Here is a 25407-nt window from a genome sequence, read left to right as displayed (position 1 = left end):
TATCTTATGATTAACAACTATTTTCTACAGCACAACCTTATTGATAAAAACTCACCATACCTTCAAGACTGGTTGGGCGAATTTTGTGTGCTTGACCTGCAGAGCCGAACGCTTCAAAACGATTGGTACAGATATCTGACATCGCTACCATAGACGCTTTGAAGTATTTGCGTGGATCAAATTCACTTGGATTTTTTGCAAGGAATTCACGGATAGCGCCAGTGGATGCCAGACGTAAATCCGTATCGATGTTTACTTTGCGTACGCCATGTTTGATCGCTTCAACGATTTGCTCAACTGGCACACCATAAGTTTCGCCGATATCACCGCCGTTTTCATTGATGACTTTTAGCCATTCTTGCGGCACTGATGAAGAGCCATGCATCACAAGATGCGTGTTAGGAATACGGGCATGAATCTCTTTTACACGCTCAATCGACAAAATATCGCCTGTCGGTGGACGCGTGAACTTATAGGCACCATGGCTAGTACCGATAGCAATCGCTAACGCATCGACATTGGTATCTTTTACAAACTGCTCAGCTTCATCAGCACTGGTCAATAGTTGCTCATGATCTAGCACACCTTCAGCGCCAGAGCCATCTTCTTCGCCAGCCATACCAGTTTCCAGACTACCTAAACAACCGATTTCGCCCTCTACAGAGACACCGCAAGCGTGAGCCATCTTGACAACTTCGCGCGTGACGCTAGCGTTGTAGTCATAGTCCATTGGCGTTTTGCCATCTTCACCAAGTGAGCCGTCCATCATCACTGATGAAAAACCTAACTGGATTGAGCGTTGGCAGATAGCTGGCGACATACCGTGATCTTGATGCATTACTACTGGAATATGTGGCCATTCTTCGATCGCAGCGATAATCAAATGACGCAAAAATGCTGACCCTGCATAGTTACGTGCGCCTGCACTGGCTTGGACAATGACAGGTGAATCACAAGCATCCGCAGCCATCATGATTGCACGCATTTGCTCTAAGTTATTGACGTTAAAGGCAGGAACACCATAGCTGTGTTCAGCGGCATGATCTAGAAGTTGACGTAAGGATATTAGGGCCATAAGACGCTCTCTGATTAGATTTTGAATAGTATTTTAAAAAACAGCTTGATAGCAATCATTTCACTGTATATTTGACCATACTGACCGTATATAGGCTAGTGAAAGTCTGAATGATATTTGGATATGATTACCACGCGGTGATTATAGCAAAAATTGTTCTGTCTTCGTAGCGGTTGACCGACTATTTGTCAGTCTATACCGTCTCTTGATATCAGTTTAATTTTATAAACTGTTACTTTATAAAATGTAACAATGGCATACAACGCAAAAAGCCTTGGCAATCACCAAGGCTTTTCTAGTATTTTGAGGCTTATAAAGCAATGACCCTTTTTAAAAGTTATTTACCAATGAGCATCTATCAATCGATAGCGTCCCAGTAAATCAGTCATTATAGTGCTTAGTTAATAGTGCTTAGTTATCGCGTAGCTTAGTACTGTTGCTCTGCATCAACTGCAACATCATTTGCGCCATCAGCAACAGCTTCAGCAGTATTTTCAACCGCTGTGTTAGTGCCTTCAGCGATAGCATCGCCAGTGTTTTCTAGAGCGTCTGTCGCAGCTGCACCAGCAGTTTCAGCGCCTTCAGCGACTTCTGTACCAGCGTCTTGAGCAGCAGCTTCGGCTTCAGCAGCAGCAGCGTCTGTTTCAGCGGCAGCAGCATCAACATTCGCAGCAGCATCATCGCCAGCAGATTCAACAGCAGCTTCAGTGTTTTCTTCTGTTTGTTGGCTACATGCAGTGATTGCAAAGGTACCAGCAAGTACGCTAGCAAGTAATAAATGACGTTTTAACATAATAAACCTCTCGTAAATAATGCATGTCAAAATACATGGTCGCGCTATTTTATAGAGTGCGAATCAGACATGCAATAATAATTTTCAGTATATAAATAAATAATTACTGCTTAATAATAATCGATGGCTATTGCGCTTACTTATGTCAATAAAAACAAGCAAATCAACAGCCAAAATATTATTTTTACAGACTACCTTAGTTATTTAAAGTTAGTTGTACGTCTAATGTTACTAAGCTACAGAGTATCGTTAACTAATTAGGCATCTATTTGCAGCGCAGCGACTGCCGGAAGCACTTTGCCTTCTACAAACTCCAAAAACGCCCCACCACCAGTTGACATATAGCTCACACCATCAGCAACTTGATATTTATCAATAGCTGCTAACGTATCACCGCCGCCCGCAATAGAGAAACCATCACTGTCTTTTACAGCAGTAGCTAATATTTGTGTGCCTTGCCCGAAAGCATCAACTTCAAAGACACCCACTGGACCATTCCACAAGATAGTTTTTGCATTAATAATGGCATTGGCAAGCTGCTTTGCGCTTTCTGGTGCGATGTCCAGTATCATGTCATTGTCACCGATCGCATCAACTGATTTGATCGTTGCAGTGGCTTTTTGCAATGAGCCAGTAAAGTCAGCGAAATCGATGTCATTTTTATCAGCGACTACGACGTACTCAGGCAGCAAAATTTCAGTCTTGGTCATAATGTCACGTGCAGTATCGAGCAAATCTGCTTCGTACAATGAGGCGCCAACACTGTGTCCTTGTGCTGCTAAGAAAGTATTGGCAATACCGCCACCAACGATAATCTGTGTGCAAACTTCAGCCAAGCTATGTAGCACTTCTAATTTGGTTGATACTTTTGATCCACCAACGATAGCAAGCATTGGCTGTGCTGGTGTTTCAAGTGCTAGGCTCAAAGCATCAAGCTCAGCAGCTAACAATGGCCCTGCACACACAGTTTTGTCTGCTTGACGCATTGCTTGCGTAACACCTTCTGTTGATGCCTGTGCACGGTGCGCTGTACCAAAAGCATCCATCACAAACACATCGCACAAATCAGCGTACTTTTTCGCTAGCGTGGCATCATTTTTCTTTTCACCGTCATTGAAGCGTACATTTTCTAATAGAACCACTTCGCCAGATTTTACATTGGCACCTTGGGTGAGGTAATCAGTATTAAGACGTACAGGTGTCGATAGTTGCGAGCTTAATTTTTCCGTCAGATAATCAGCAACCGGTGCCAATGAATATACAGCTTCAGGATTGCCTTCTGTTGGGCGGCCTAAATGTGAGCAAACAATTACCGCATCGCCCTTTTCGAGCGCCATCTTGATGGTAGGAAGACTGGCTTGCAAGCGCGCATCGCTCGTGACCTTACCGTCCTTAATAGGCACATTTAAATCTTCTCGGATTAAGACCACTTTATCCGTTAAGTTCAACTCACTCATACGCAAAAAATTCATCACCTGCTCCTATGCATCAATATATCTGTTAATTTGCGATTACTATCGTTACTGATATGACTATTATAATCAGCTCTATATAAATCAGACCCATTGCTAAGCTCGATCGATCTACTATTTCGTAGCACTCTCACTAACCGGCTTTATAAATACGCTATTTTATATCCAAGCTATATAGTCACTATCAGCTTTATTAATTTTTAATGTTTTTTAACGCTTAGCTCTGACACTTATTAAGCCACTCTGGTGATTCGATCAAGTAAGCAGAACTCAGCGGCGGTGTATTCTACCAGTTTTCTAGCGCAGTCTCACAAGCAACCTGACACAAATTTCAGCACGTTTAAAATATTTAGTCTAAATTCTCAGAGCGTTATTCAATGGCAACAATTGCAGTTGCTAGCTTTAAGCATAGTCAATAAACCGTAACATTTCGTGGTGGTACTCAGCAGTCAAGCTCTTTATGATAGAAACATTGACAATAAAAATAATCCATTAGGAGAAAATAATGAACATCAACTTAGACACTGCGAAACAAAACCTATTAAAATTAAAAGATGAGTATGAGTCTCGCATTAATAAAATTGAAGATCACATTCAAAACCCACAAGATGATCTTAATGAGCACTGGGAAGATCAGGCCATATCCTATCGTCAAAATGACATGCGCAAAAATTTGATGAGCGAGGCGCGTCAAAGCTTAATCTATGTCGAAAATGCATTGAGTCGAATTGAAAGTGGTACTTATGGCGAGTGCGAAGTCTGCGGTGAACAGATCGAAGAGCAACGCTTAGAAGCGCTACCCTATGCCACCTTATGTATGGAACACGCTGAGTAGCGCTGTCATATTAATATTCTATTGTAAGACTATTGCTACTCCAAAACCTCTCTAAGAAGCGTGCTTCAAGTAGGTGTTTTCCATTTAGAAAATGCCTGCTGCCACTCACAACAGCGCTGAGCTATGTCTGCTACTGGCAAGTCCATGATATCCCCGACTACTGCCACAAGCGCAATGGGCAAATTTACCAGCTCTGAGACATTTTCTGCGGTTAGCCCGCCTATTACACAGATTGGTATGCCTTGCTGACACCCTTCCTCAAGCTGCTGACGTGAAATAATATTAGCATTTGGCTTAGTTGTAGAAGTAAATACTGCACCCATCGCAGCATAACTTGCACCGTCATTTTTTGCTTCTTTAATCAGCGCTACATCACCATGGCAGGTACGACCGATGATTTGATGCGGTGATAGAGACTGTAGAGCATCACCGATACTGCCGTCTGTTTGACCAAGGTGTACCCCAACGCCAAGCTTTTCGGCCAACTTCACGTCATCATTAATTACAACTGGCACGCTATACGTTTTAGCTAACTCAACGAGTTCTTGTGCCTCATCAAAAAGCTTTAAAGCTCCATCAGGTAGGCTAAGAACTTGCTTACGGCGAATTTGTAATAGCGCAATTAACCCTGTCGATAAGGCTGCCTCTAGCTTTTGATACAACAGCTCGAACTCATCGTCGTTGGTCAACAAATATAGCTTAGGCATAACTGAGGAGAATGGTGAATAACTCATAGCGTGCATCCTTAATTCTTAAATTCAACACAATAAAAAAGCTGTTATATGATATAACAGCTTTTTTATACATTTAGAACCGATAGCTTATACTGTACGGCGTGTAGCCAAACTATTTAAGATATTTTTAGCATCGCCCCAACGTGTTGCTGAGCTGTTTGCTCCTAAGATGACAATAATCGCAGGGCGATTGTTGACACGAGTTTCCATCACAACACAACGCCCAGCTTCATTGATAAAGCCTGTCTTAGAGATACCGATTGGATAGCTACCGTCACGAACCAACGTACTGGTATTACTGGCTTTATATGTTCGGTTACCACTTGAGTAGTTTGAGACAAAAAAGTCGTAGCTCTTAGTGGTAGAAAAACGACGAATCACATCATAGTTGCCAGCAGCACGTACCATTTTGACCAAATCTTTTGAAGAAGCTACATTACGCTTATCAAGTCCAGTTGGATCACCAAAAAATGCCGTATTCATGCCCAAATCTTGCGCTTTACGATTCATCGCACGCATAAAGGCATCATATCCACCTGGGTAGTTACGTGCCAGACTCTTCGCCGCTGGATTTTCAGACTTCATCAACGCCATCAATAGCATCTCAGCACGGTTTAAACGATCACCTGATTTCAAACGCGAGCTTGCACGCTTTGGACCAACGAAATCTTCTGGATCAAGCGTGATTTCTTCACGCATATCAAGGCCTGCATCCAATACGACCATAGCCGTCATAACCTTGGTGATACTAGCCATAGGACGCGCGATATCAGCATCTTTTTCGTAGATAGATTCGCCAGTTTCAGCATCGATCACCGCAACACTACGTGAATCAGTGCTAATCGGAATCATATCGCTACTACCGAAAGCCCCACGATAGGTTGTATTGTAGCGAGTAGTATTGGTGTTATTGCTGCTAGCAAAACTATTAGTATTCGTAATATTGGTAGTACCATAGCCATTATCGACTTTCTTAATAGCAGAGCCATTAGACTTGTACATTATGTTACGAGCTTCAGACAAACTATCAGCGCCGCCCCAACTCAGGCGTGCACTAGAGGTAGTGTCAGTGCTACCATTAATTGTAAGTGCGGCTTGTGCAACACTGCCCAAACTCAATGAAATCATAGCAGCGATCAATTGCTGTTTGGTTAATGGTAGTTGCTTCATTATGCCTCCTGCTGTCGCTATTACGCCAGTTACATATTGTCTGACGCCAAAAACGTACGTAGCGTTTATAGATATGTTTGTAAGTACTCACATAGAGCTTTTGTATTTTTAGTGTATCATGGTTTACATTTAAGTTTAATCTATCAAACTGATTTAGTAGTTTTTTTTGGCTTCATTCAAACTTTACTACAACCAATTTATATTCTAGAAACATCAATTCACACTGCAGCAATATAATTTAACTTCGAATGTTATGATTACTCGTATTTTGTTATATTAATCAGCGGTATTTTGAATATACAAAGATAAAAATAACAGTTGAAGTATGTTCGTTTTTTATACTATTTGAACCTAATAAAGCGTTCATTCTGACAATCAATAAAGAGTATGGTTATGATTAAAGTATTAGTGGTAGACGATCATGATTTGGTACGGATGGGTATTAGCCGTATGTTGTCAGACAGCCCCGATATTGAAGTAGTAGGTGAAGCAGACAGCGGTGACATGGCTATCAAACAAGCCAAACAACTACATCCTGATGTAATTTTGCTAGACGTCAACATGCCGAATATTGGCGGGCTCGAAGCAACCAAACGTCTGATACAACTCGACATGGGTATTAAGATTTTGGCGGTCAGTAGTATGTCTGCACAGCCTTATCCCTCAATGCTGATCAAAGCAGGTGTGAATGGTTACATTACTAAAGGCACGCCGCTTGATGAAATGATACGTGCGGTCAAAAAGATTTATCAGGGAGGCCGCTACTTCAGCCAAGATGTCGCTGAACAGTTAGCAGACGTTTTGTTATCTGATAATGCCAACTCACCTTTTGACTTATTAAGTGACAGAGAAAAACAGGTGGCTATGATGGTTGTCAATTGTCAGAGCCCTCAGCAAATAGCCGATCAATTATTTGTTAGCGTCAAGACTATTAATACGTATCGCTACCGTATTTATGAGAAAGTTGGGGTTGATAGTGATGTTAAATTGACACACTTGGCCATTCGCCATGGTCTGATTCAACCATAAAGCATTTTAGCGTTTATTTTATTACGGCCAGTTTATGAACCCTGCTACCAATCTTAGCTCTGCCATTACTCGTTATGTTCATCATGACGATACGCTTCCTCTGCCGCAGTTGCGTAAATTAGGGCTGATCTATAGCAGCTATCGTTTTGTCGTTAGCCTGTTCTCTATGCTCATGCTATACATCTCTGCTCGCACCGGTGATAGCGCTTCTTTACCGAGTTTTTTACAACAAACGACTCTAAGCTTCTATGTACTGTTAAGCTTGATATTACTTGGGTTATTTTATGTCGTTAGAAAACATATGCGCCGCCAACTGGCATTCGGACTGGCCTTAGACGTTATTATATTAAGTCTGCTGCTCTACACGACAGGCAACCCTGATTTGCAGTTAACCATGCTATACATGGTGGTCGTCGCAGCTAGCTTTATGCTACTACATGGTTCACAAGCGCTAGTTATTACTTTACTTGCCATCATTCTCGTTATTTATCAGCAATTTTTTTACGCTATTGCTAATAGCATGAGTCTAGCTAATCTAGGTGATGCGCTACTGATGTCAGCGAGCTTTTTAGCAGTGGGCGGTTTGAGCTGGTCTATCTCTCAGCGATTGGTACAGCTTGAGAAAGTCGCGGCAAACCATGCTAAGGAAGTCGAGCGACTTAACGTGATTAATCAAGAGGTTATCACGCAGATGGTGAATGGTGTTATCGTTATCGATAAGCAACATATTGTCTTAGCAAATCTTGCAGCACATCAATTGCTGAGCCTTTCGCTTGTCACGCCTACTACAGCACAGAATACCCTTGACGATACAAAAGAGACTCATAACAAAGCGCTTCTCTCTAATTTTGAGCAGCAACTCAATGAACAGCATTCCCAGTTGTTTAATGCCTGCTTGTCAGTAGCTTCTGGGCAGTCACGCGTTTTTACCTACGACGTGCCAGCTGTGGCAAATGCCTCAATATTTGGCAAATTACGTGTACAAATTATTCCACTAAAAGACGATAGCAAGCTTGTCATATTAGAAGATTTACGCCGTGAGCAAGCCAGTGCTCAACAGTTGAAACTGGCTTCTTTAGGTCAGTTAACTGCCAGTATTGCCCATGAAATCAGAAACCCATTAGCAGCGATATCGCAAGCCAGCCAGCTATTAATGGAAGATGTTGCAGAACAAATGGAAGATGACAGTGCATTAACAAGTGAATTGAATGCTGCCATGACCGGCAACCATGAGCTTTATGAAATGATATTTTCACAGACAAAGCGTGTAAACCGTATCATTGAGGATATTTTAAAGCTGTCTCGTCAGCAGACGGCTACCCAGCAGGTGCTCGAATTGGCTGAATGGATGCCATCGTTTTTGGAGAATTACTTTCAAGGACACGACATTTTTCTACGAATAAAAACCAAACCCATCATATCATTTGATACTCATCAGTTAGAGCAGATATTGATCAACTTAATTAATAATGGCCTGCGTTATAGTAGCTATTCTCATCCTCATGCTTATGTAGAAATCGACATTTACTGCGCAGACAACGATGTTATAATCGATATATTAGATAATGGTAATGGTGTTAGTGCTGGAAATTTAGAACTTTTGTTTGATCCATTTTTTACAACAGATAAAGCTGGTACAGGACTGGGGCTCTATTTATCACAAGCATTTTGTGAAGCCAATCAAGCGCGTTTACTCTACATTCCTGAACATGAGAAAACATGCTTTCGATTAATTGTACCTTCTATTAAGTCTGATAATAAATTTCAAACTATCGAAGAAAATCTTACCTAGATTTATCCTTCAAAAGCTATGTGATTTCGCATTAATTTTTGCAAAATATAATATTTGAAATGAGATTATAGTATCAGTGAGTTAAGTTCCAACTCTGTATAAAACTATTACACCCATTTAGACCAAGCTATTGATTTGATAGCCATTGAATACGATGAGATGATGTATGACAACAACCGCGCTAGTCGTCGATGATGAAGTGGATTTATGTCGATTGATGCAAATTACCCTAACTAAAATGGGTATCAAAAGTGATGTGGCTTATACATTGTCGCAAGCAAGAACATTTTGGCAAGACAATGACTACGATTTCTGTCTGACGGATTTAAAACTGCCAGATGGCTCGGGACTTGAGCTGGTAAAAGAAATTAGCAATAGCTCTAATATTCCAATAGCGGTGATTACAGCTCATGGCAGCATGGATTTAGCTATTGAGGCATTAAAGCTTGGTGCCTTTGATTTTGTCAATAAACCGCTAGAACTACCACGTTTGCGCCAACTGGTAGAGAATGCCATAAAAGTTATTCATCAAGATAACGAAGTACAGGCCGCACCGGAATGCTCTCCTGAACAGAAAATGCTAGATAGTAGATTGATTGGTAATTCTGCTGTCATGCATCCCCTCAAAAATACCATTTTAAAGCTAGCACGCTCACAGGCACCTGTGTTTTTATCGGGCGCTTCTGGCACAGGTAAAGAAGTGGTCGCCAGATTGATCCACGATTTAAGTCCACGGCGTGATGGCAGCTTTGTACCAGTGAACTGCGGTGCAATACCATCAGAGTTAATGGAATCGGAGTTTTTTGGTCATAAAAAGGGTAGCTTTACAGGGGCTGTCGCTGATAAACAAGGCTTATTCCAACAAGCCAATGGTGGCACGCTATTTTTAGATGAAGTGGCAGATTTACCTTTAGCCATGCAGGTTAAATTGTTACGTGCCATTCAAGAAAAAACAGTAAGGGCAATTGGTGATACAAAAGAAGTGCCAGTAGACATCCGTATTTTGTCTGCCACTCACAAAGACCTGAGCCAATTGGTACAAGATGGTGCATTTCGACAAGACTTATATTATCGCATCAATGTCATTGAGCTAAAGCTTCCAACGCTTAATGCACGCCGTGATGATATTCCTGTATTAGCAGACCACTTTTTGGCGATGATCGCCGATGACTGGCAATTAGAGTCGCCGCCGTCATTGACGATGGAAGCCTGCGAACGCTTACAACGCCACGATTTTGCGGGTAATGTCCGTGAACTACGCAACTTGTTGGAGCGTGCAGTTACGTTAGCTGAAACCTCATACATTGACGTTAGTCATTTAGGTCTTCCTGACATTGAACCTGAGCTTGTAGATATACAAGAGCAAAATCATAGCTCAGCTGTCGATAGCTCTGATCTACCTGCTCGTAACGTAGAAAATCAAATAGACGTTCAATCTACAGTCCAATCAACAAAGGACGATGAGCAAGTCATTCAATCTAGCAATATGGCGAGGCCGGTTGAGCAAAGAGCTATCAATTTACATCTCTATCGTACTAACACCAACCATTACCCATCAATGGTGCAGCATTCGTCAGCTAGTAATGACAGTTCGTCAACCAACGTAGCAAGTACTCATGACGAAGAGTCGCTCCTTGACTCCAACGTCCAACAAGAAACATCTAAAGACATATCGGGTTTACAAGAATTGTTTGACGGTCAACTACCGCCTCAAGGGTTAGAGCATTATTTGCAGGAACAGGAAAAGCAGCTGATTATCACAGCACTCAAACAAACTGGCTGGAACAAAACCCAAGCAGCTGAATTATTAGGAACCACCTTTCGCTCTTTACGCTACCGTATGAAAAAGCTCGAAATTTCTGAAGATGCGTTCGACTAATTTCCTTTAAACGTCATCTTCAAATATTTTTGAGCGTTGAATGGTATGTACTGTTAATTAACTGCTACGAAAGTCTATTCTTTCGTAGCGTTTTTTCTAACAAAGCGAATGCCAGAATCAAGTGCGCGCGCCTTTACTAATTCTAAAGCTTTCTGCTCCCACGTGTTCTCGCTGCCAGATAAGGTCACATCAGGTTCTACACCGATCTCATCTATTTGTTTGCCTGCTGCTGTCATATAGTTGGCCACCGTTAATTTGACGGCTTGCTCATCGTTTAACGGTATGACCGATTGTACTGAGCCCTTACCATAGCTAACTTCACCGATAATAGTAGCGCGTTTTTGTGCTTGTAAACTACTGGCAAGCACCTCTGCTGCTGATGCTGAATAGCGGTTTTGCAATACCACTAATGGCAAAGGTTTAAGTATCGCATCACCTTGGGTCGATAGTACCCGTGATTTATTTTGACGTGCTTGCACCTGCACTACATCGGTATCATCCATAAATAAACTGGCCACGCTCACTGCTGATGTCAGTACGCCACCTGGATTATCACGCATATCTAGTAAAATTCCTGATATCGGAGCATTTAGGTTAATTAAGCCTTCTAGTAATTTTTCACGGCTGTTGTTTTGAAACGCCGGTAATTTGACAATGGCAATACCATCAACCAGTTTGGTCTCGACAATCTGCGGATGACTATTATTACGCTGCAACGTCGTTGTGTGCTTACGGCGACCAGCTTTAGAAGTGATAATATCTACCTGCGTACCAGCAATACCCGTCAAAATCTGCTCAACGTCGTTGACCTGTCGCCCTTCGTCTAGCTTAAACTCATCAACTTGATGCAAATAATCACCAACTGCGATGCCTTTTTTGTCTGCAGGTGAATCATCGATAACCTCTGTCACGACCCAATAACCTGCCTCTGGCTGGTAATTAACTTTAATACCAATATCACCAACGTCACCTTCAGTAAAAGCACGCAGGTTCTCATAAGCTTCTGCATCTAAAAACTCAGCATGGCTGTCAAGTTTGGTCAGCATACCGCTCATCGCATTGCTAAATAACTCTTCGTCATTGACCGCATCGACGTACTGACGACGTACTAAATCCACCACAGCCACAAATGTCTTTAGCGTTTCAGGAGAGATAGCATTTAGCGATACCTGTGCAACTTCTGCTGGAATCTCAGTATCAATATCATCGGCATCATCTGTTAGCGCGCTTTCGTCTGGCACACTATCTATCGAGTCATCTGGCTCATCGGCGACATCTAACATATCAGCAATGTTAGATAAATTATCAGCGTCGTTTTCATCCGCTATCTCATCTGCATTTAGACTAATGAGCTGTAGACCATTCGTAGGATTATCATTATTTGTAGAAGCTCCCACTGCTGCTTGTGCATTTACGCTAATCGCACAACCAAGCACACCTATTAAAATTGCAGGCTGCAAAACCGCAGACGCGACTGATGCCTTCCCTACTGATTTACTTAACCCTTTGGATAAAAAAGAACGTGCAAAAGAAATAGGCTGCATAAAAGAACTCATTTGAATAATAGAGAATGCGAATTTATCGTTATATAGCGGCTTATAAGATAGCACCAAACGCATATTTCGAACTAGCATAGTATTGCAAGTAAATTAAGTAAAATGTATCACAAAAAAAGGAAAGGATAATAGGTTATCCTTTCCTTTTCAATATCTTCTAATACAGCTGTCAAATCAGTATAAACCGCAGTCATTCAAGTACTGTGGTTTAACTCGACTGGCTTAGACTGCTGGAACCAATAAGCTCTCACCTGTCATCTCAGCAGGGGCGTCAACATTCATCAATGATAAAATAGTCGGTGCCACATCACTAAGTTTGCCGCCACGGCGTACTTGTAGCTTTTGCTCGCCTACGTAAATTAATGGTACATGCTCTGTCGTATGCTGTGTATGTACTTGTCCGCTTTCATAGTCTTGCATCTGCTCACAGTTACCATGATCGGCTGTGATAAGCATGTCACCACCAGCTGCTCGCACTGCTGACTCGATACGGCCAACGCATACATCTAAAGCTTCCACTGCTTTTACCGCTGCATCAAAGATACCCGTGTGCCCAACCATATCACCATTGGCATAATTGACCACCAATACATCATACTTACCAGACTCAATTGCTTCTACTAATTTATCAGTGACTTCAGGCGCGCTCATCTCAGGCTGTAAATCATAAGTTGCAACGTCTGGAGATGGCACTAAAATGCGGGTCTCACCCTGATATTCTTCTTCGCGGCCACCACTAAAGAAAAACGTCACATGCGCATATTTTTCAGTTTCAGCGATACGTAGTTGAGTTTTTCCTTGGTCCTGCAAGTACTCTCCCAATGTATTGGCCAAAGAGGTTGGGTAGTAAGCAATGCTGGTTTTTGGATTGTCAGCTAGGACATCTGAATACTTAGTTAACATCACAAATGCCGCCAGCTTTGGCTGTTTTTGACGCGCAAATCCAGAAAACTCATGATCTGGCAGAACAAACGCTTGGGCAAGCTCACGAGCACGGTCAGCACGGAAATTCATAAAAATAAGTGCGTCGTTATCATTGACAGTATATGGCACTTCATCACGTCCAATCACAGTCGTTGGACTGACAAACTCATCAGTCTCACGCGCTTTATAAGCAGCTTGAACAGCGCCATCTGCCCGTGTCGATAGGCGATCAGCTTTACCTTCAGTAATCAGCTCATAAGCTTTTTGCACTCTATCCCAACGATTGTCGCGATCCATTGCATAGTAGCGTCCGATAATACTCGCAATTTGTACGCGGCCACCTTCGTAATGAGCATTCAATTTATCAATATAGTCGCGCAGACGATTGATGTACTTATCAGCAGATTTAGGCGGGGTATCACGGCCATCTAAGAAACAATGAATAAAGACATTTTTGGCACCATGGACCAATGCTGAATGACACATGCCTTCGATATGGTCTTGATGTGAGTGAACGCCGCCATCAGAAAGCAAGCCCATAATATGGACGTTACCGCCACGCTCATTAGCCGCTTTTACGGCATTGACCAATGCTTCGTTCTTATAAAATTCACGATTGGCAAGCTCACTTGAGATACGAGTTGAGTCCTGATAAAGAACACGCCCCGCCCCTAAATTCATGTGACCGACTTCTGAATTACCAAACTGACCATCTGGCAAACCAACATCTTCCCCTGAAGCTGAAATCAGCCCATGAGGATATTGCTGATAAATCTTGTCTAAATTTGGCATATTGGCAGCAGCGATGGCGTTATCTTTATCTTCTTCACGATGACCAAAGCCGTCCAATATCATCAAGACATGCGGTATTTTTTTATTCTGTGCACCGTCTTGGTTATTGCTAAGCTGTGTTTTATTATTATCAATAGAGTCTGATGCTTGTTGGGTACTGGTCATATATTACCGCTCCTCGAGTGAATGAACGCCTATAATGCTGTGTAAGGGAATATAAAGCCCTCTATATTAACACACATCTTGAAATAGCTGAAAAACTGAGCATTTTTCGTGAGTTTATGAATGATTTTATAGGGTTATCTTGCGATGACTTTTCTATACAAGACAATATAAATGCGGCCAATTAACCAAGCTACGTATCAATCTGTAATTCAGACTTGCAATCACTCTTTTCATTGGTTAAGATAAAACTATTCTGAAGTGTTGGCTAGTAGATGTTTATTCCCTGAGCCGATAATGCTTTACCAGGATGTGGTACCTATTGTCTCATTGTGTATGCCTGCACCGCTTGCGGTGTATCAGGAAACCTGCAGAGATGATGACGCATCCGCCCTGAACTTCACGGTTCATGGGTCACCATCTTACAGCGGCACTTCGGTTGTTTCATTCAGTTAGTAAATATATTCCTTATAATTTATTTACTACCACTAAAAAGCCCCTTTCGTCATCGACGAGAGGGGCTTTTTTTCTGCTTATGATTTAACTATATAGTTATTCGTCATTAGCAGACTTGGTAATCTTTTTTACATCTTTAGGGATGTTTTTGGCAGTACCATCAACCGTAGTATGCTGTTTAAACACATCACCAAATGGATTTTGCTGCTGTTGACCAAATGGATTCTGGCTATTCATGCCACCAGCACCGCCAAATGGATTTTGACCGCCGCCCATTTGACCACCCATCTGCTTGGCCATCATTTCCATCATTTTCTGCTGGTTATTCATGACGTAATTATTGGCCAAGTCTTTTAGCTTTTTCTGCACAGGTGGCAATACTACCAACAGCGCCATCAAATCACTAAGTACCCCAGGAATAAGTAGTAAAATACCAGCAGCTGCCATCGCGATACTCTTAATCATCGTGGTCTCTGGCGGGCGCATCGCAGGGTTCATCATGCCACCAGCTTTCATTTGCTGTGCCATTGGATTAAGAGCAGCCATGCCTTTGCGCATCAAAGAGATACCGATAACTGCGGCGATAATAAACCACATAAACACCCACCAGCCGCTCATAAACTGAGCAAGCAAATACCACAGTAGCATCTCGATAATAAACCAAACGATGGCTATACCAACTATCTGACCCATAAAGTGTCGTCCTATAAAATAAAAACCAATAAATTGAGCGCCATGAAAATTAAAATGGCTAACATATGATGTATATGGGGATTGGTTGCTATACTATCAAACTTAAGGCTAATTTTTAAGCCATATAGTCGGTACAATATAATTTGGATACAAGGACGGTAAGTAAAAGTGCTACGAGAGTAGGCTGAGCAAGTCTGACGCCCTATCCGATTTATATAGGATTGAATATAAAATAAAATGTAAGCAAGACGGGATATTATGGCAATTATTATCGGGATTGATCCAGGGTCACGCATGACCGGTTATGGGATAGTACAGCAGACAGGTGACAAGCTGACCTATATCGATGCAGGGACGATTCGCACAGATACCAAAGAGATGCCTGAACGCCTCAAGCGTATCTTTAATGGACTAACCCGTATCACACAGCATCATTTAAAATACGCAGACGAGCCTATCTATACGGCGATTGAGCAAGTATTTATGGCAGAAAACCCTGACTCTGCGCTTAAGCTTGGGCAAGCACGAGGTGCAGCGATTGCCGCGATGGTGGCTTTAGATTTAGAAGTATCAGAATATACGGCTCGGCAGATCAAACAAGCCGTCTGTGGCTATGGAGCGGCAGCCAAAGAACAAGTACAGGAGATGGTGTGCCGGATATTAGCGTTAGAAGTCGTGCCGCAACAAGATGCTGCCGATGGACTTGCCTGCGCCATCTGTCATGCTCACTCAAGCCATTCAATGAACAAACTGATATTGAATAGCGCCATGCGTGGTCGCGGTGCTTCTAAGAAGAAAGGCCGTTGGCGTTTAACAGAAGAAGATTTAGGTAACTTGCGTTAAAGATCAGCGTCAAAATAGCTAGGCGTTAGAGCAAACAATCGTCAAAATAGATAAACAACAAAGTAGACATCCCATTAAAAACACGCGCTACTAGACGCGTGTTTTTTATAACTATGAGCATTTCAAAGCTCAAAATACAGTAAGCTACTCTACAACTGCACTTTCAATGACAGCATCTAGTATATAAGCATACTTTTCATCAGCAGTATCATCTTTAGTTGGCTCATTAGTCTCTAATAATTCATCGATGTTTAGCGGATAGCGTTGTAAGCGTAACACCTCTTCGTGTTTGCTATCATGCTGATAGCCATCGATTTCACCAACGAATACTCGCCACTGTCCTTCGTGATTTTTAATGCCCTGATCATTGTAGGTAATAGGTTTAACTTGTAAACACTGCTCAGAGTTACCTGCTTCGCAAGGTACTGTTTCGGAGTTTACTGCCCAAAACACCGTTTCACCCTTACTGTTATATTTCGCTTGTGCAGTAAGCCTACCATTCCAAACCAGAGTTACATCATCGTCGGTAAACTGGGTCAATACAGGATTATCACCTTGATCAATTTTGAACTCACTACTGCCCTGCATCAACGTGTTTAAAGCATTTTCTGCCACATCTAGCTCGCCACAAGACATCTTCGTACTCATACCCTCTTCAGTAGTTAAGGTATGTCCTTTTAACTGATAGCCAGCACTAATTGTATTACAGCCTACGCTATAGCTTAGCGTGTCTTGCCCTTGATATTGGTTGAATGCAAGCGTTACCTGACTGTTGATATTCGCAAATTCAGCCATAGGTTGTTCATTGGCGTCGACTGCATTTACTAACGTCCAGCGATGATGAGATAAGGTGGTCGTCAGCTTGTCTTGAGCGGTTAATTCAACAGGTTCAGATTCGTCTGATGTAGGGCTCATACTAGATACCAGACCTTCACTTACTGCTGAGTCTGTCATCTCGCCAGCTTCAGCACCCTGCGGTGTATCATTTTCGCTAGACGCCGCTTCTTTTTGACACGCACTTAGCATCAGACTAACTGCCATCATACTGGGTAATAGCAGTAATTTTAACGTTGGCTTATTTCGGCTACCTACCATATTACATACCTCTTAGTAAGCTTGTACAACTTATCTCGCGTACCATCTATATTTTAAAAAACCTATTCAAAAGAAGTCATAATTTAAAAGTATTCTTCTTTAGTGAACAATTTAAAAACATAATTGATATAACTAAGCTAGATTAACCACTATAACCTTGGCTCTATTAACCTATGTAACGAAATGTTGAATTTTATTATATTTCATAAAAAAACAGCTAACGATTGAGGTTAGCTGTTTTGCTTTATAGCGATTAATTTATCGGATAGGTTAATAGATAAATTTTATGATTTAAACTATTTTTCTAGGGCGTATCCTCATTTTAAAAATGGTGATAAAAATGAGATAAATGGCAGTCAAACAAGGAAAATAGCGCAGATAATATCGAGATATTAGTCAGCTATTTGACGCCATTTGGCAAGATTTAGCCATTTTTAACCCATTTAGATAACTATCGATTGAATTGAGGACACGCCCTAGAACCTTTTAGTCATTCACACTTGCAGGTTTGGCTTTAGCCATATTTTTAATACTGAAGCGTTCATTCATCTTTTGATAAAAACGGGCTAGGTTTTCGCCTTGCTCATTAGGATTAATTTTCAATACTTTACCAAAATCTAAGCTGAGATATAGCACGATATCCGCAAAACTTAATTGTTCACCTACTAGGTATTCACGACCTTCTAATATCGTCTCAAAATACGCCATGGCTTTGACAGCACGAGCAATTGATGGTGCAACGAACTCGGGCACTTGCTCAACACGTTGTGCTTTAGATGGATGACTGTGCTGAAACGCGAGCATCAAGTTGTACATCACTTCAAACTCTGCAACACGGCGCATAGAGCAAACCTGCGCACGCTGTACCACATCGTTACCCATGACCGAACGCTCACCGTAAACACGATCCAGATACTCACAAACTGCCTGCGAATCATTGAGCACGGTACCATCATCTAGTGTTAAAACAGGTACGGTCTGCATCGGATTCATTTGCGTAAAGGCTTCTGACATTTGCTCATTTGCCGCAAAATCAATATCGATCACATCCACATCATCCATGTCATCGACATCGATACCTTTTGAAGCCAATAAGATAAGCGCTTTACGTGGATTGGGCGCTGTACGGGTAATATATAGTTTTTTCATAGCAAACTCCTTGTAAGAATGATTGGACAGCGATTTGACGCTGATACGCTTTATTATGGTTGTTGTACTAATAGGCAAAATATTGATACGCTATACCACAGTTATAGCCTAATCTGGCCATCATGGCAAAGTGTTATTAATCATAAAGTAGAAATGATAAAAGCCCCATAACTTTAAGTCACGGGGCTTTATTTAATCATATTTATGCAACCAGTCCAGTTATTTATTAGGGGCTGGGGTCGTACGTAGATACGGCTTAATCTCTTTGTGTCCTTTTGGATATTTTGCAGCAATATCTTCGTTTTTGACACTTGGTGGAATGATTACGTCATCACCGTCCTTCCAATCTACAGGCGTCGCGATGTTATACTCATCCGATAACTGTAGCGCATCAATAACACGGATAATTTCATCGAAGTTACGACCACAGCTGGCCGGATACGTCAGCGTTAGACGCACCTTTTTATTTGGATCAATAATAAAAACGCTGCGTACCGTATGCGTGCTATCTGCATTAGGATGCATCATGTCATATAATTCAGCCACTTCTTTGTTAGGATCAGCGATGATTGGAAAGTTCATCTCTGTCCCTTGCGTCTCACCGATATCACTCGCCCACGCTTTATGGTCCTCTAAGCTATCGACAGAGATACAAATCGGTTTTACATTGCGCTTTTGAAACTCGCCATTGAGTGCTGCTGCACGACCAAGCTCAGTGGTACATACTGGGGTAAAGTCTGATGGATGTGAGAAAAAAACCACCCAATGATCGCCTGCCCACTCGTGGAAATTAATATCGCCTTCTGTGGTCGCAGCGTCAAAGTTTGGTGCGGTATCGCCTAAACGTAAATGTGCCATGCTTTATTCCTTAGCTATGTGAATGAACGCTTGTATCGACACGTCGGCCTCGCGTTCTATTATTGTCATCGACGTGCTCAGCTATCAAATATAACATAAAGCACATCCGTAAAAACTGACTTTATCTTAACAAACTGGTTATGAATGTCTTGTGACGGATTGTAATGCGGTTATTCCATTTACCTCTAAGCTGATGGACAAATCTTTTAATGAATTTTATGGACAAGTAGCTTTGATAAATAATTAAACCACCATACCTGCATCCCATAAGCAAAATTCGCACCATAATCATACTTAACTTTATAACTGCACACAAAAAAGCCCATTCCTAGCGTACTAGAAATAGGCTAACTTGCAAACTACTATTGTTCAGTATTATTTCAAAATATCTATTTGGATAAGGATACTTTTAAACACTAAGCCAACATAAATTAAGCTGGCTTATAACTATCACGTAAGCTAACGATTTGGTTGAATACTGGCTTATCAGTGCTGTGATCTTCGCTGTCAGAGATGAAGTAACCTTCACGCTCAAACTGGAAGCGCGTGCCAGCATCTGCATTGACCAAAGATGGCTCAACCACTGCATTTAGCTCCGTTAATGAGTTAGAATTCAATGCTTGATGGACGTCAGCGACGCTACTTGGATCTTCGACGCTAAATAGCTGCTCATACATACGTACGGTTGCTGGTACGCCTTGACTGGCAGATACCCAGTGAATCACGCCTTTGACCTTGCGGCCTTCAGGATTGTTACCAAGAGTGGCAGGATCGATTGTTGCTTTTAACTCGATGACATTGCCATTTTCATCAGTGATATGTTCAGTGACGGCTAACACGTAGGTGTTACGCAAACGAATCTCTGGCTTTTCTGGAGAGAGACGCTTATAACCTGCTGGTGGTTCAATCTCGTAATCACCTTGATCAATGTATAGCGTCTCGGTAAATGGGATCTCGCGCTCACCCATATCGACGTTAGGATGTTTTGGCTGAGTCAACCAAAGCGTCTGCGTCGCATCGTCAAAACGCGCATTAACGCTATCGGCTTTTTGCGACTCCCAACTGCTGACCGCCTCGCTAAAGTTAGTAATCGTCACTTTTAATGGCTTTAACACCGCCATACCACGACCAGTTGTCGTCTCTAACGATTGACGGACGCTGAATTCTAATAAGCGAAAATCAACCACGCTATCGGCTTTGGTCACACCCACACGCTCACAAAAATCACGCAAGCCCTCTGGCGTATAACCACGGCGGCGCATACCAGCGACAGTCGGCATACGGGGATCATCCCAACCGCTCACGATACCTTCATCGACGAGCTGCTTGAGCTTACGCTTACTGGTCAATGTATGATCCACATTTAAGCGGCTAAACTCGTACTGATGCGGCGGCACGTCAAAGCCGATTTTTTCGATAACCCAATCATAGAATGGACGGTGATCTTCAAACTCAAGCGTGCATAATGAATGGGTAATCCCTTCTAACGCATCCGAGAGTGGATGAGCAAAATCATACATCGGATAGATGCACCATTTATCACCAGTCTGATGATGCGCTTGATGCATCACGCGATAGATAACAGGATCACGTAGGTTCATATTTGGGCTAGCCATATCAATCTTGGCACGCAAAATAGCCTTTCCTTCAGCGTACTTACCGTCTTTCATATCATTAAAAAGCGCTAGGTTTTCTTCAACACTGGCATCACGATATGGTGAAGGCGTTCCCGCTTCATTAAATGAGCCGCGGTTTTCTTTGATTTGCTCAGGGGTTTGCAAATCAACATAAGCGTCGCCTTGCTCAATCAACTGAATTGCCCATGCATGCAACTGATCGAAATAACCTGAGGCATGATGCGCCTCGCCTGCCCACTCAAAACCTAACCACTGCACATCGTTCTTAATATTGTCGATGTAATCTTGCTTTTCAGCGGTTGGGTTGGTGTCATCAAAACGCAGGTTGCACACACCGCCGAACTCTTCGGCCACACCAAAGTTTAAGCAGATAGATTTTACGTGACCTAAATGCAGGTAGCCATTTGGCTCAGGCGGAAAGCGCGTTACAATTTGCTGGTATTTTTGCGCATTGACATCGTCACGAATGATATTACGAATAAAATCGTTTTTTGCTTCGTCTTTTTGTGCATTGTTGCTTGAGTGATCACTCATCGGGCATTGCTCCTAACGCAAATTGTCAGTTCATGATGCGTGCCATCACGCATCACGAAACGTTTAAACTAAAGTGCTAAAATAAAACGAGAATATAAAAACTTAGATAGTGCGACCGCATTATCAAAATTTGTCAAAAATGGGTAAAGTTGCGTTATTCTATCAGGTTTCGCAAACGCATTAACAGCCTGATACATGACACGGGATAAAAAAGCCGTTAGACTACCCGTAACTTTTTAACCACCACTCACAATAGTGCTATTTAAGGCACTGCAATCAAAAAGGAATATCCCATGGTAGACATGCCACCAGTAGTAGAACTTGAAACTAATATGGGTGCGATCGTTATCGAACTCAACGAAGAAAAAGCACCAAAAACCGTAGAAAACTTTTTAAACTACGTAAAATCTGGTCAGTATGACGGTACAATTTTCCATCGAATCATTGATGGTTTCATGATTCAAGGCGGCGGAATGGACGCTGAGATGAATGAAAAACCAACCAACGCGCCTATCGAAAACGAAGCTGACAACGGCCTGAAAAATGACAAAGGTACTATCGCAATGGCGCGTACCCAAGATCCGCATTCAGCGACTAGCCAGTTCTTCATCAACGTAAAAGACAACGACTTCCTAAACCACTCTGGCAAAAATATGCAAGGTTGGGGTTACACCGTATTTGGTAAAGTAACAAGCGGTATGGACGTTATCGAAAAAATGCGCAGCGTACCAACTGGTCGTTTCGGTATGCATGCTGATGTGCCAAAAGAGCCAGTTGTTATCAACTCAGCAACCATCATTACTCAGTAGTAGTTATTTAATAGCAGCTATTCAGTAATAGTTACTTAGCGATAGCTGTGAATGAGCGAGCATTTTCTAGTAGAGTCTATTAAATCATGCTCGCATACGATAAGTCACGAGGACCAAGATAAATGCAACCTTTTAATCACTTAATCACGACCCGCCCTCATCAAGTGCGGCAAGTATTAATTAGCGATTTGCATTTATCGCCTCAGGAGCCTGCCTTAGTGCAGGCTTTTTTGGCGCTGCTCGATGACTGTCTTGCTCTGCCCGCGCTCAAACGCCTCTTTATATTGGGTGATTGGTTTGAGGTGTGGCTAGGTGATGATACCTATTTTTCCCTATCGAAAGAGAAGGATTCAAAAGATGAGCAGTCAGAGGATGAACAAAAAAAACATTGGCTAACCCCGCTTATCACCAAACTCAAGCAGCTACGTATCAATGGCTGTGAGATATTGGTCATGCACGGTAACCGTGATTTTTTATTGGGTCAGCCATTTTGCAATCTGTTCGGCGGTGAGCTAATCAGCGAGCCGTATACTTTGCCTATTGGCCAACAGAATTATCGCTTAGAGCACGGTGATGCGCTCTGTACTGATGATAAAAAATATCAGTTCTTTCGCAAAATTATGCGTAACCGCCTAACTCAGTGGTATTTGCTTAACAAGTCATTAGAAAAACGCTTAGCCATCGCAGATAATATGCGTCAACGAAGCCAGCAGAATAATGCTCATAAAGCTGCTCATATCATGGATGTGAATGATAAAGCTGTACGTCAAGCCATTACTACTAGCGATGCATTATTACACGGACATACTCATCGTCCAGACATTCATCAGGCGACGGCTGATAAAAAGCGCTACGTGCTTGGCGACTGGCGATTATTAGATAAAGACACTCGCCAGCCGAAAGTCAGTGCTGTGATTGGCGCAGTGACAGATGACCAGCATTCAAATGACGGTTTTAGTAGTAACGATTTAAGCAGTAATGATGCCGAGTTTGGATTGTTTGAGTTTACAATGCTTGTTTGACTTGATCGTTGAACCTATCTAAAAAACAAAAGGGTCTGTTGAAATATCAACAGACCCTTTTTATTTTTTACTACAATTCTTTTACTACACTTTTAAATAGCTTACCGCTTGCTAGCTTTTTAAGGTATTAGCTTAAAGAAATGCTGACGATAGTGCTTTAGCTCACGGATAGAGTCACGAATATCATCTAAGGCTAAATGACTGCCACCTTTTTCAAAATTCTTTAAGATATCAGGACGCCAGCGGAAACAAAGCTCTTTGATAGACGACACATCAAGATTGCGATAATGGAAAAACCGCTCAAGCTCTGGCATTTGACGCGCCATAAATCGACGATCTTGGCAAATAGAGTTACCGCACATTGGCGACTTACCACTATCAACCCATTTGTTTAGGAACTTGATGGTCTCAGCTTCGGCTTCTGCCAATGTCACCGTACTACGACGTACACGATCGACCAATCCTGATTGACCATGCTGCTTGGTATTCCAGTCATCCATCTTATTCAAGACTTGATCCGATACCTTGATAGCGAATACAGGTCCTTCAGCAAGTACATTCAAATCTTCGTCAGTAACGACAGTAGCAATCTCGATAATCTCATCGTTTAAGGTATCAAGTCCGGTCATTTCTAAATCAATCCATACCAGCCCTTTTTTGCCTTGATTTTTGATTTTAATCTTATTGGGATGGTCACCGGTAGTCATACAATATCCTATGGTCATTAAATTTTGTGGCAGTTTTAAACATAATTTAAAAAGCGTATTACGGTTGAATACTCATATTCAAGCAGGTTTTTCATGCACTGATTGATTCAAAAAATCTAGCAAGCAGCCAAAATATTACAAAACCACTGTCTGCCGCAGACGCTTTAGGCTGTATGTTAGCAAATTTTCACGCTACACTTAGCAATATTTTTATAATAGGTCAAAAACCCATGGCATTAATCCGGCAACGCAAACTGACTAAACAACAGATTCGTCGCATCGACAAGCAGCAACTGTCCAACCAAGATAGTATTGATGACAGTTTGATGGATGGCGTGGTCATGGCGCATTACGGTAAGCAACTAGAAGTACAAGTCACTAGCCTGCCAGCTGTCATACCTGAGCAGCCAGAGATTGCACCTGATGATCCTGAGCCGTTTTGGCAAACGCTTGAATTGAATGATATCTGGCGCTGTCATGTGCGTACCAATCTACCGATGCTAGCTGCTGGCGATCAAGTACGCTGGAATGCCGATTCTAATACTGGCTTTGGACGTATCGAAGCGGTCAAACCGCGTACATCGCTGGTTTCTCGTCCTGACCGCTATCATAAGCTCAAACCTGTTGCCGCCAATGTCGATATTTTGGCGATTGTTTTTGCACCATTACCTGCCGCCGCGCCAACGTTGATCGATCGCTATCTTGTGGTATGCCATCATGCAGGTGTCAAACCACTATTGGTACTCAACAAAGCCGATTTATTGGCAGAAGAGAACGGCGTGGATACCAATGAGTTATTGGCACAATATGCCGCGCTCGGTTATGAAAGCGTTCTGACTTCGGTCGATTGCCCTGAAAATATCGCTGAGAGCGATGAGCAAGAAGGACTGGATGAGCTAAAACGCTATATAGATAAAAAGCTGGTGATCTTCGCGGGTCAATCTGGTGTCGGCAAAAGCAGCTTAATCAATGCCCTTCTGCCTGACTCTGGACAGAGCGTCAATATCATTTCGCAAAACTCTAAGCTCGGTCAGCACACCACGACAACTAGCCGACTATTACCATTCAATCCAGAAGATCTCACTCAAGGCGGTATCGTCGATACACCAGGGATTCGTGAATATGGCATTTGGCATCTTACCCCTGATGATATTATTTCGGGCTTCGTTGAGCTAGCACCATTGGCCAGCGGTTGCCAATTCCGTGACTGTCGCCATACTCACAACAGCAAAGGCTGCGCACTATGGCAAGCAGTAGCTGATGGTGAGGTATTGCAGCGCCGTGTTGAAAACCTCGTCACGCTACGAGAAGAGGCAGATACTAAGCCTTATTAATATTTGGCTTGTTAGTGTCCGTTTTAATTAAAAGCGGTATTGTGAGTGGATATTTTT

General features: G+C 42.2%; 21 protein-coding genes and 1 other RNA gene. 9 read left to right on the top strand and 13 right to left on the bottom strand.

The genetic code is table 11. The features are described from left to right. Positions 1 to 37 precede the first annotated feature (37 nt). The 3 genes from fba to CXF61_RS02380 form a co-directional block, all read right to left on the bottom strand. Positions 38 to 1075, bottom strand: a complete 1038-nt coding sequence (gene fba, locus CXF61_RS02390) for a class II fructose-bisphosphate aldolase (protein WP_165597024.1) — start codon at positions 1073 to 1075, stop codon at positions 38 to 40. A gap of 427 nt (positions 1076 to 1502) precedes the next feature. Beyond that, positions 1503 to 1868 (bottom strand): hypothetical protein, encoded by a 366-nt coding sequence (locus CXF61_RS02385; RefSeq protein WP_165597023.1) that lies wholly within the window; start codon positions 1866 to 1868, stop codon positions 1503 to 1505. Positions 1869 to 2125: 257 nt separating this feature from the next. After that, positions 2126 to 3340 carry a phosphoglycerate kinase gene (locus tag CXF61_RS02380; RefSeq protein ID WP_165597022.1) on the bottom strand — a complete coding sequence of 405 codons (1215 nt, stop codon included), beginning with the start codon at positions 3338 to 3340 and terminating at the stop codon, positions 2126 to 2128. 505 nt (positions 3341 to 3845) lie between these two features. Here CXF61_RS02380 and CXF61_RS02375 point away from each other — a divergent pair. After that, the gene (locus CXF61_RS02375) at positions 3846 to 4175 is read left to right on the top strand and encodes a TraR/DksA family transcriptional regulator (RefSeq protein WP_165597021.1); all 330 of its coding nucleotides are present in this window, start codon (positions 3846 to 3848) and stop codon (positions 4173 to 4175) included. A gap of 65 nt (positions 4176 to 4240) precedes the next feature. Here the strand turns inward: CXF61_RS02375 and CXF61_RS02370 are convergent, their stop codons facing one another. Further along, positions 4241 to 4909: a thiamine phosphate synthase gene (locus CXF61_RS02370; protein ID WP_165597020.1), complete on the bottom strand. Its 669-nt coding sequence runs from the start codon at positions 4907 to 4909 to the stop codon at positions 4241 to 4243. Between the two features lie 87 nt (positions 4910 to 4996). Continuing rightward, positions 4997 to 6079, bottom strand: coding sequence for a serine hydrolase (locus CXF61_RS02365; RefSeq protein WP_165597019.1), 1083 nt, complete (start codon positions 6077 to 6079; stop codon positions 4997 to 4999). Positions 6080 to 6472: 393 nt separating this feature from the next. On the opposite strand from CXF61_RS02365, the gene CXF61_RS02360 reads away from it, so the two are divergent. The 3 genes from CXF61_RS02360 (at position 6473) to CXF61_RS02350 (ending at position 10779) form a co-directional block, all read left to right on the top strand. Then, positions 6473 to 7108, top strand: coding sequence for a response regulator (locus CXF61_RS02360; protein WP_101206382.1), 636 nt, complete (start codon positions 6473 to 6475; stop codon positions 7106 to 7108). A gap of 34 nt (positions 7109 to 7142) precedes the next feature. After that, on the top strand, positions 7143 to 8900 hold the full coding sequence (locus CXF61_RS02355) for a sensor histidine kinase (RefSeq protein ID WP_165597018.1): 1758 nt from the start codon (positions 7143 to 7145) through the stop codon (positions 8898 to 8900). A 166-nt stretch (positions 8901 to 9066) separates the two neighbouring features. Then, positions 9067 to 10779 carry a sigma-54-dependent transcriptional regulator gene (locus tag CXF61_RS02350; protein ID WP_165597017.1) on the top strand — a complete coding sequence of 571 codons (1713 nt, stop codon included), beginning with the start codon at positions 9067 to 9069 and terminating at the stop codon, positions 10777 to 10779. 74 nt (positions 10780 to 10853) lie between these two features. Here CXF61_RS02350 and CXF61_RS02345 read toward each other — a convergent pair whose 3' ends face one another. Continuing rightward, positions 10854 to 12323 (bottom strand): S41 family peptidase, encoded by a 1470-nt coding sequence (locus CXF61_RS02345; RefSeq protein ID WP_165597016.1) that lies wholly within the window; start codon positions 12321 to 12323, stop codon positions 10854 to 10856. 234 nt (positions 12324 to 12557) lie between these two features. After that, positions 12558 to 14216, bottom strand: coding sequence for a 2,3-bisphosphoglycerate-independent phosphoglycerate mutase (gpmI, locus tag CXF61_RS02340; protein ID WP_165597015.1), 1659 nt, complete (start codon positions 14214 to 14216; stop codon positions 12558 to 12560). A gap of 247 nt (positions 14217 to 14463) precedes the next feature. Here gpmI and ssrS point away from each other — a divergent pair. Next, a non-coding RNA gene (ssrS, locus tag CXF61_RS02335) (6S RNA) lies at positions 14464 to 14659 on the top strand. 106 nt (positions 14660 to 14765) lie between these two features. On the opposite strand, the gene CXF61_RS02330 is transcribed toward ssrS, so the two are convergent. Beyond that, positions 14766 to 15362: an FxsA family protein gene (locus CXF61_RS02330; protein WP_165597014.1), complete on the bottom strand. Its 597-nt coding sequence runs from the start codon at positions 15360 to 15362 to the stop codon at positions 14766 to 14768. Positions 15363 to 15620: 258 nt separating this feature from the next. Between CXF61_RS02330 and ruvC the strand changes: the two genes are divergently transcribed. Further along, complete coding sequence (gene ruvC / locus CXF61_RS02325; RefSeq protein WP_057760973.1) at positions 15621 to 16205, top strand: crossover junction endodeoxyribonuclease RuvC; 585 nt, start codon at positions 15621 to 15623, stop codon at positions 16203 to 16205. Positions 16206 to 16349: 144 nt separating this feature from the next. Here the strand turns inward: ruvC and CXF61_RS02320 are convergent, their stop codons facing one another. From CXF61_RS02320 to CXF61_RS02305, 4 genes are all read right to left on the bottom strand, one after another. Next, the gene (locus CXF61_RS02320; RefSeq protein ID WP_165597013.1) at positions 16350 to 17300 is read right to left on the bottom strand and encodes an META domain-containing protein; all 951 of its coding nucleotides are present in this window, start codon (positions 17298 to 17300) and stop codon (positions 16350 to 16352) included. Between the two features lie 486 nt (positions 17301 to 17786). Continuing rightward, positions 17787 to 18449, bottom strand: a complete 663-nt coding sequence (locus tag CXF61_RS02315) for a glutathione S-transferase family protein (protein WP_101206376.1) — start codon at positions 18447 to 18449, stop codon at positions 17787 to 17789. Positions 18450 to 18668: 219 nt separating this feature from the next. Further along, positions 18669 to 19307: a peroxiredoxin gene (locus CXF61_RS02310; RefSeq protein WP_058025912.1), complete on the bottom strand. Its 639-nt coding sequence runs from the start codon at positions 19305 to 19307 to the stop codon at positions 18669 to 18671. A 431-nt stretch (positions 19308 to 19738) separates the two neighbouring features. Further along, entirely contained in the window at positions 19739 to 21478 is a 1740-nt protein-coding gene (locus CXF61_RS02305; protein WP_165597012.1) for a glutamine--tRNA ligase/YqeY domain fusion protein, read from the bottom strand. A gap of 293 nt (positions 21479 to 21771) precedes the next feature. Between CXF61_RS02305 and CXF61_RS02300 the strand changes: the two genes are divergently transcribed. Continuing rightward, positions 21772 to 22287 carry a peptidylprolyl isomerase gene (locus tag CXF61_RS02300; RefSeq protein WP_057760980.1) on the top strand — a complete coding sequence of 172 codons (516 nt, stop codon included), beginning with the start codon at positions 21772 to 21774 and terminating at the stop codon, positions 22285 to 22287. Positions 22288 to 22409: 122 nt separating this feature from the next. Further along, on the top strand, positions 22410 to 23309 hold the full coding sequence (locus CXF61_RS02295) for a UDP-2,3-diacylglucosamine diphosphatase (RefSeq protein WP_165597011.1): 900 nt from the start codon (positions 22410 to 22412) through the stop codon (positions 23307 to 23309). 119 nt (positions 23310 to 23428) lie between these two features. Here the strand turns inward: CXF61_RS02295 and orn are convergent, their stop codons facing one another. Continuing rightward, entirely contained in the window at positions 23429 to 24016 is a 588-nt protein-coding gene (gene orn / locus CXF61_RS02290) for an oligoribonuclease (RefSeq protein ID WP_057760984.1), read from the bottom strand. Positions 24017 to 24246: 230 nt separating this feature from the next. On the opposite strand from orn, the gene rsgA reads away from it, so the two are divergent. Further along, positions 24247 to 25350, top strand: coding sequence for a ribosome small subunit-dependent GTPase A (rsgA, locus tag CXF61_RS02285; RefSeq protein WP_101206372.1), 1104 nt, complete (start codon positions 24247 to 24249; stop codon positions 25348 to 25350). Positions 25351 to 25407: the final 57 nt, after the last annotated feature.

Source organism: Psychrobacter sp. 4Dc (assembly GCF_002836715.1).
Classification (GTDB): domain Bacteria; phylum Pseudomonadota; class Gammaproteobacteria; order Pseudomonadales; family Moraxellaceae; genus Psychrobacter.
This window is presented reverse-complemented; position numbering and strand designations above follow the sequence as displayed.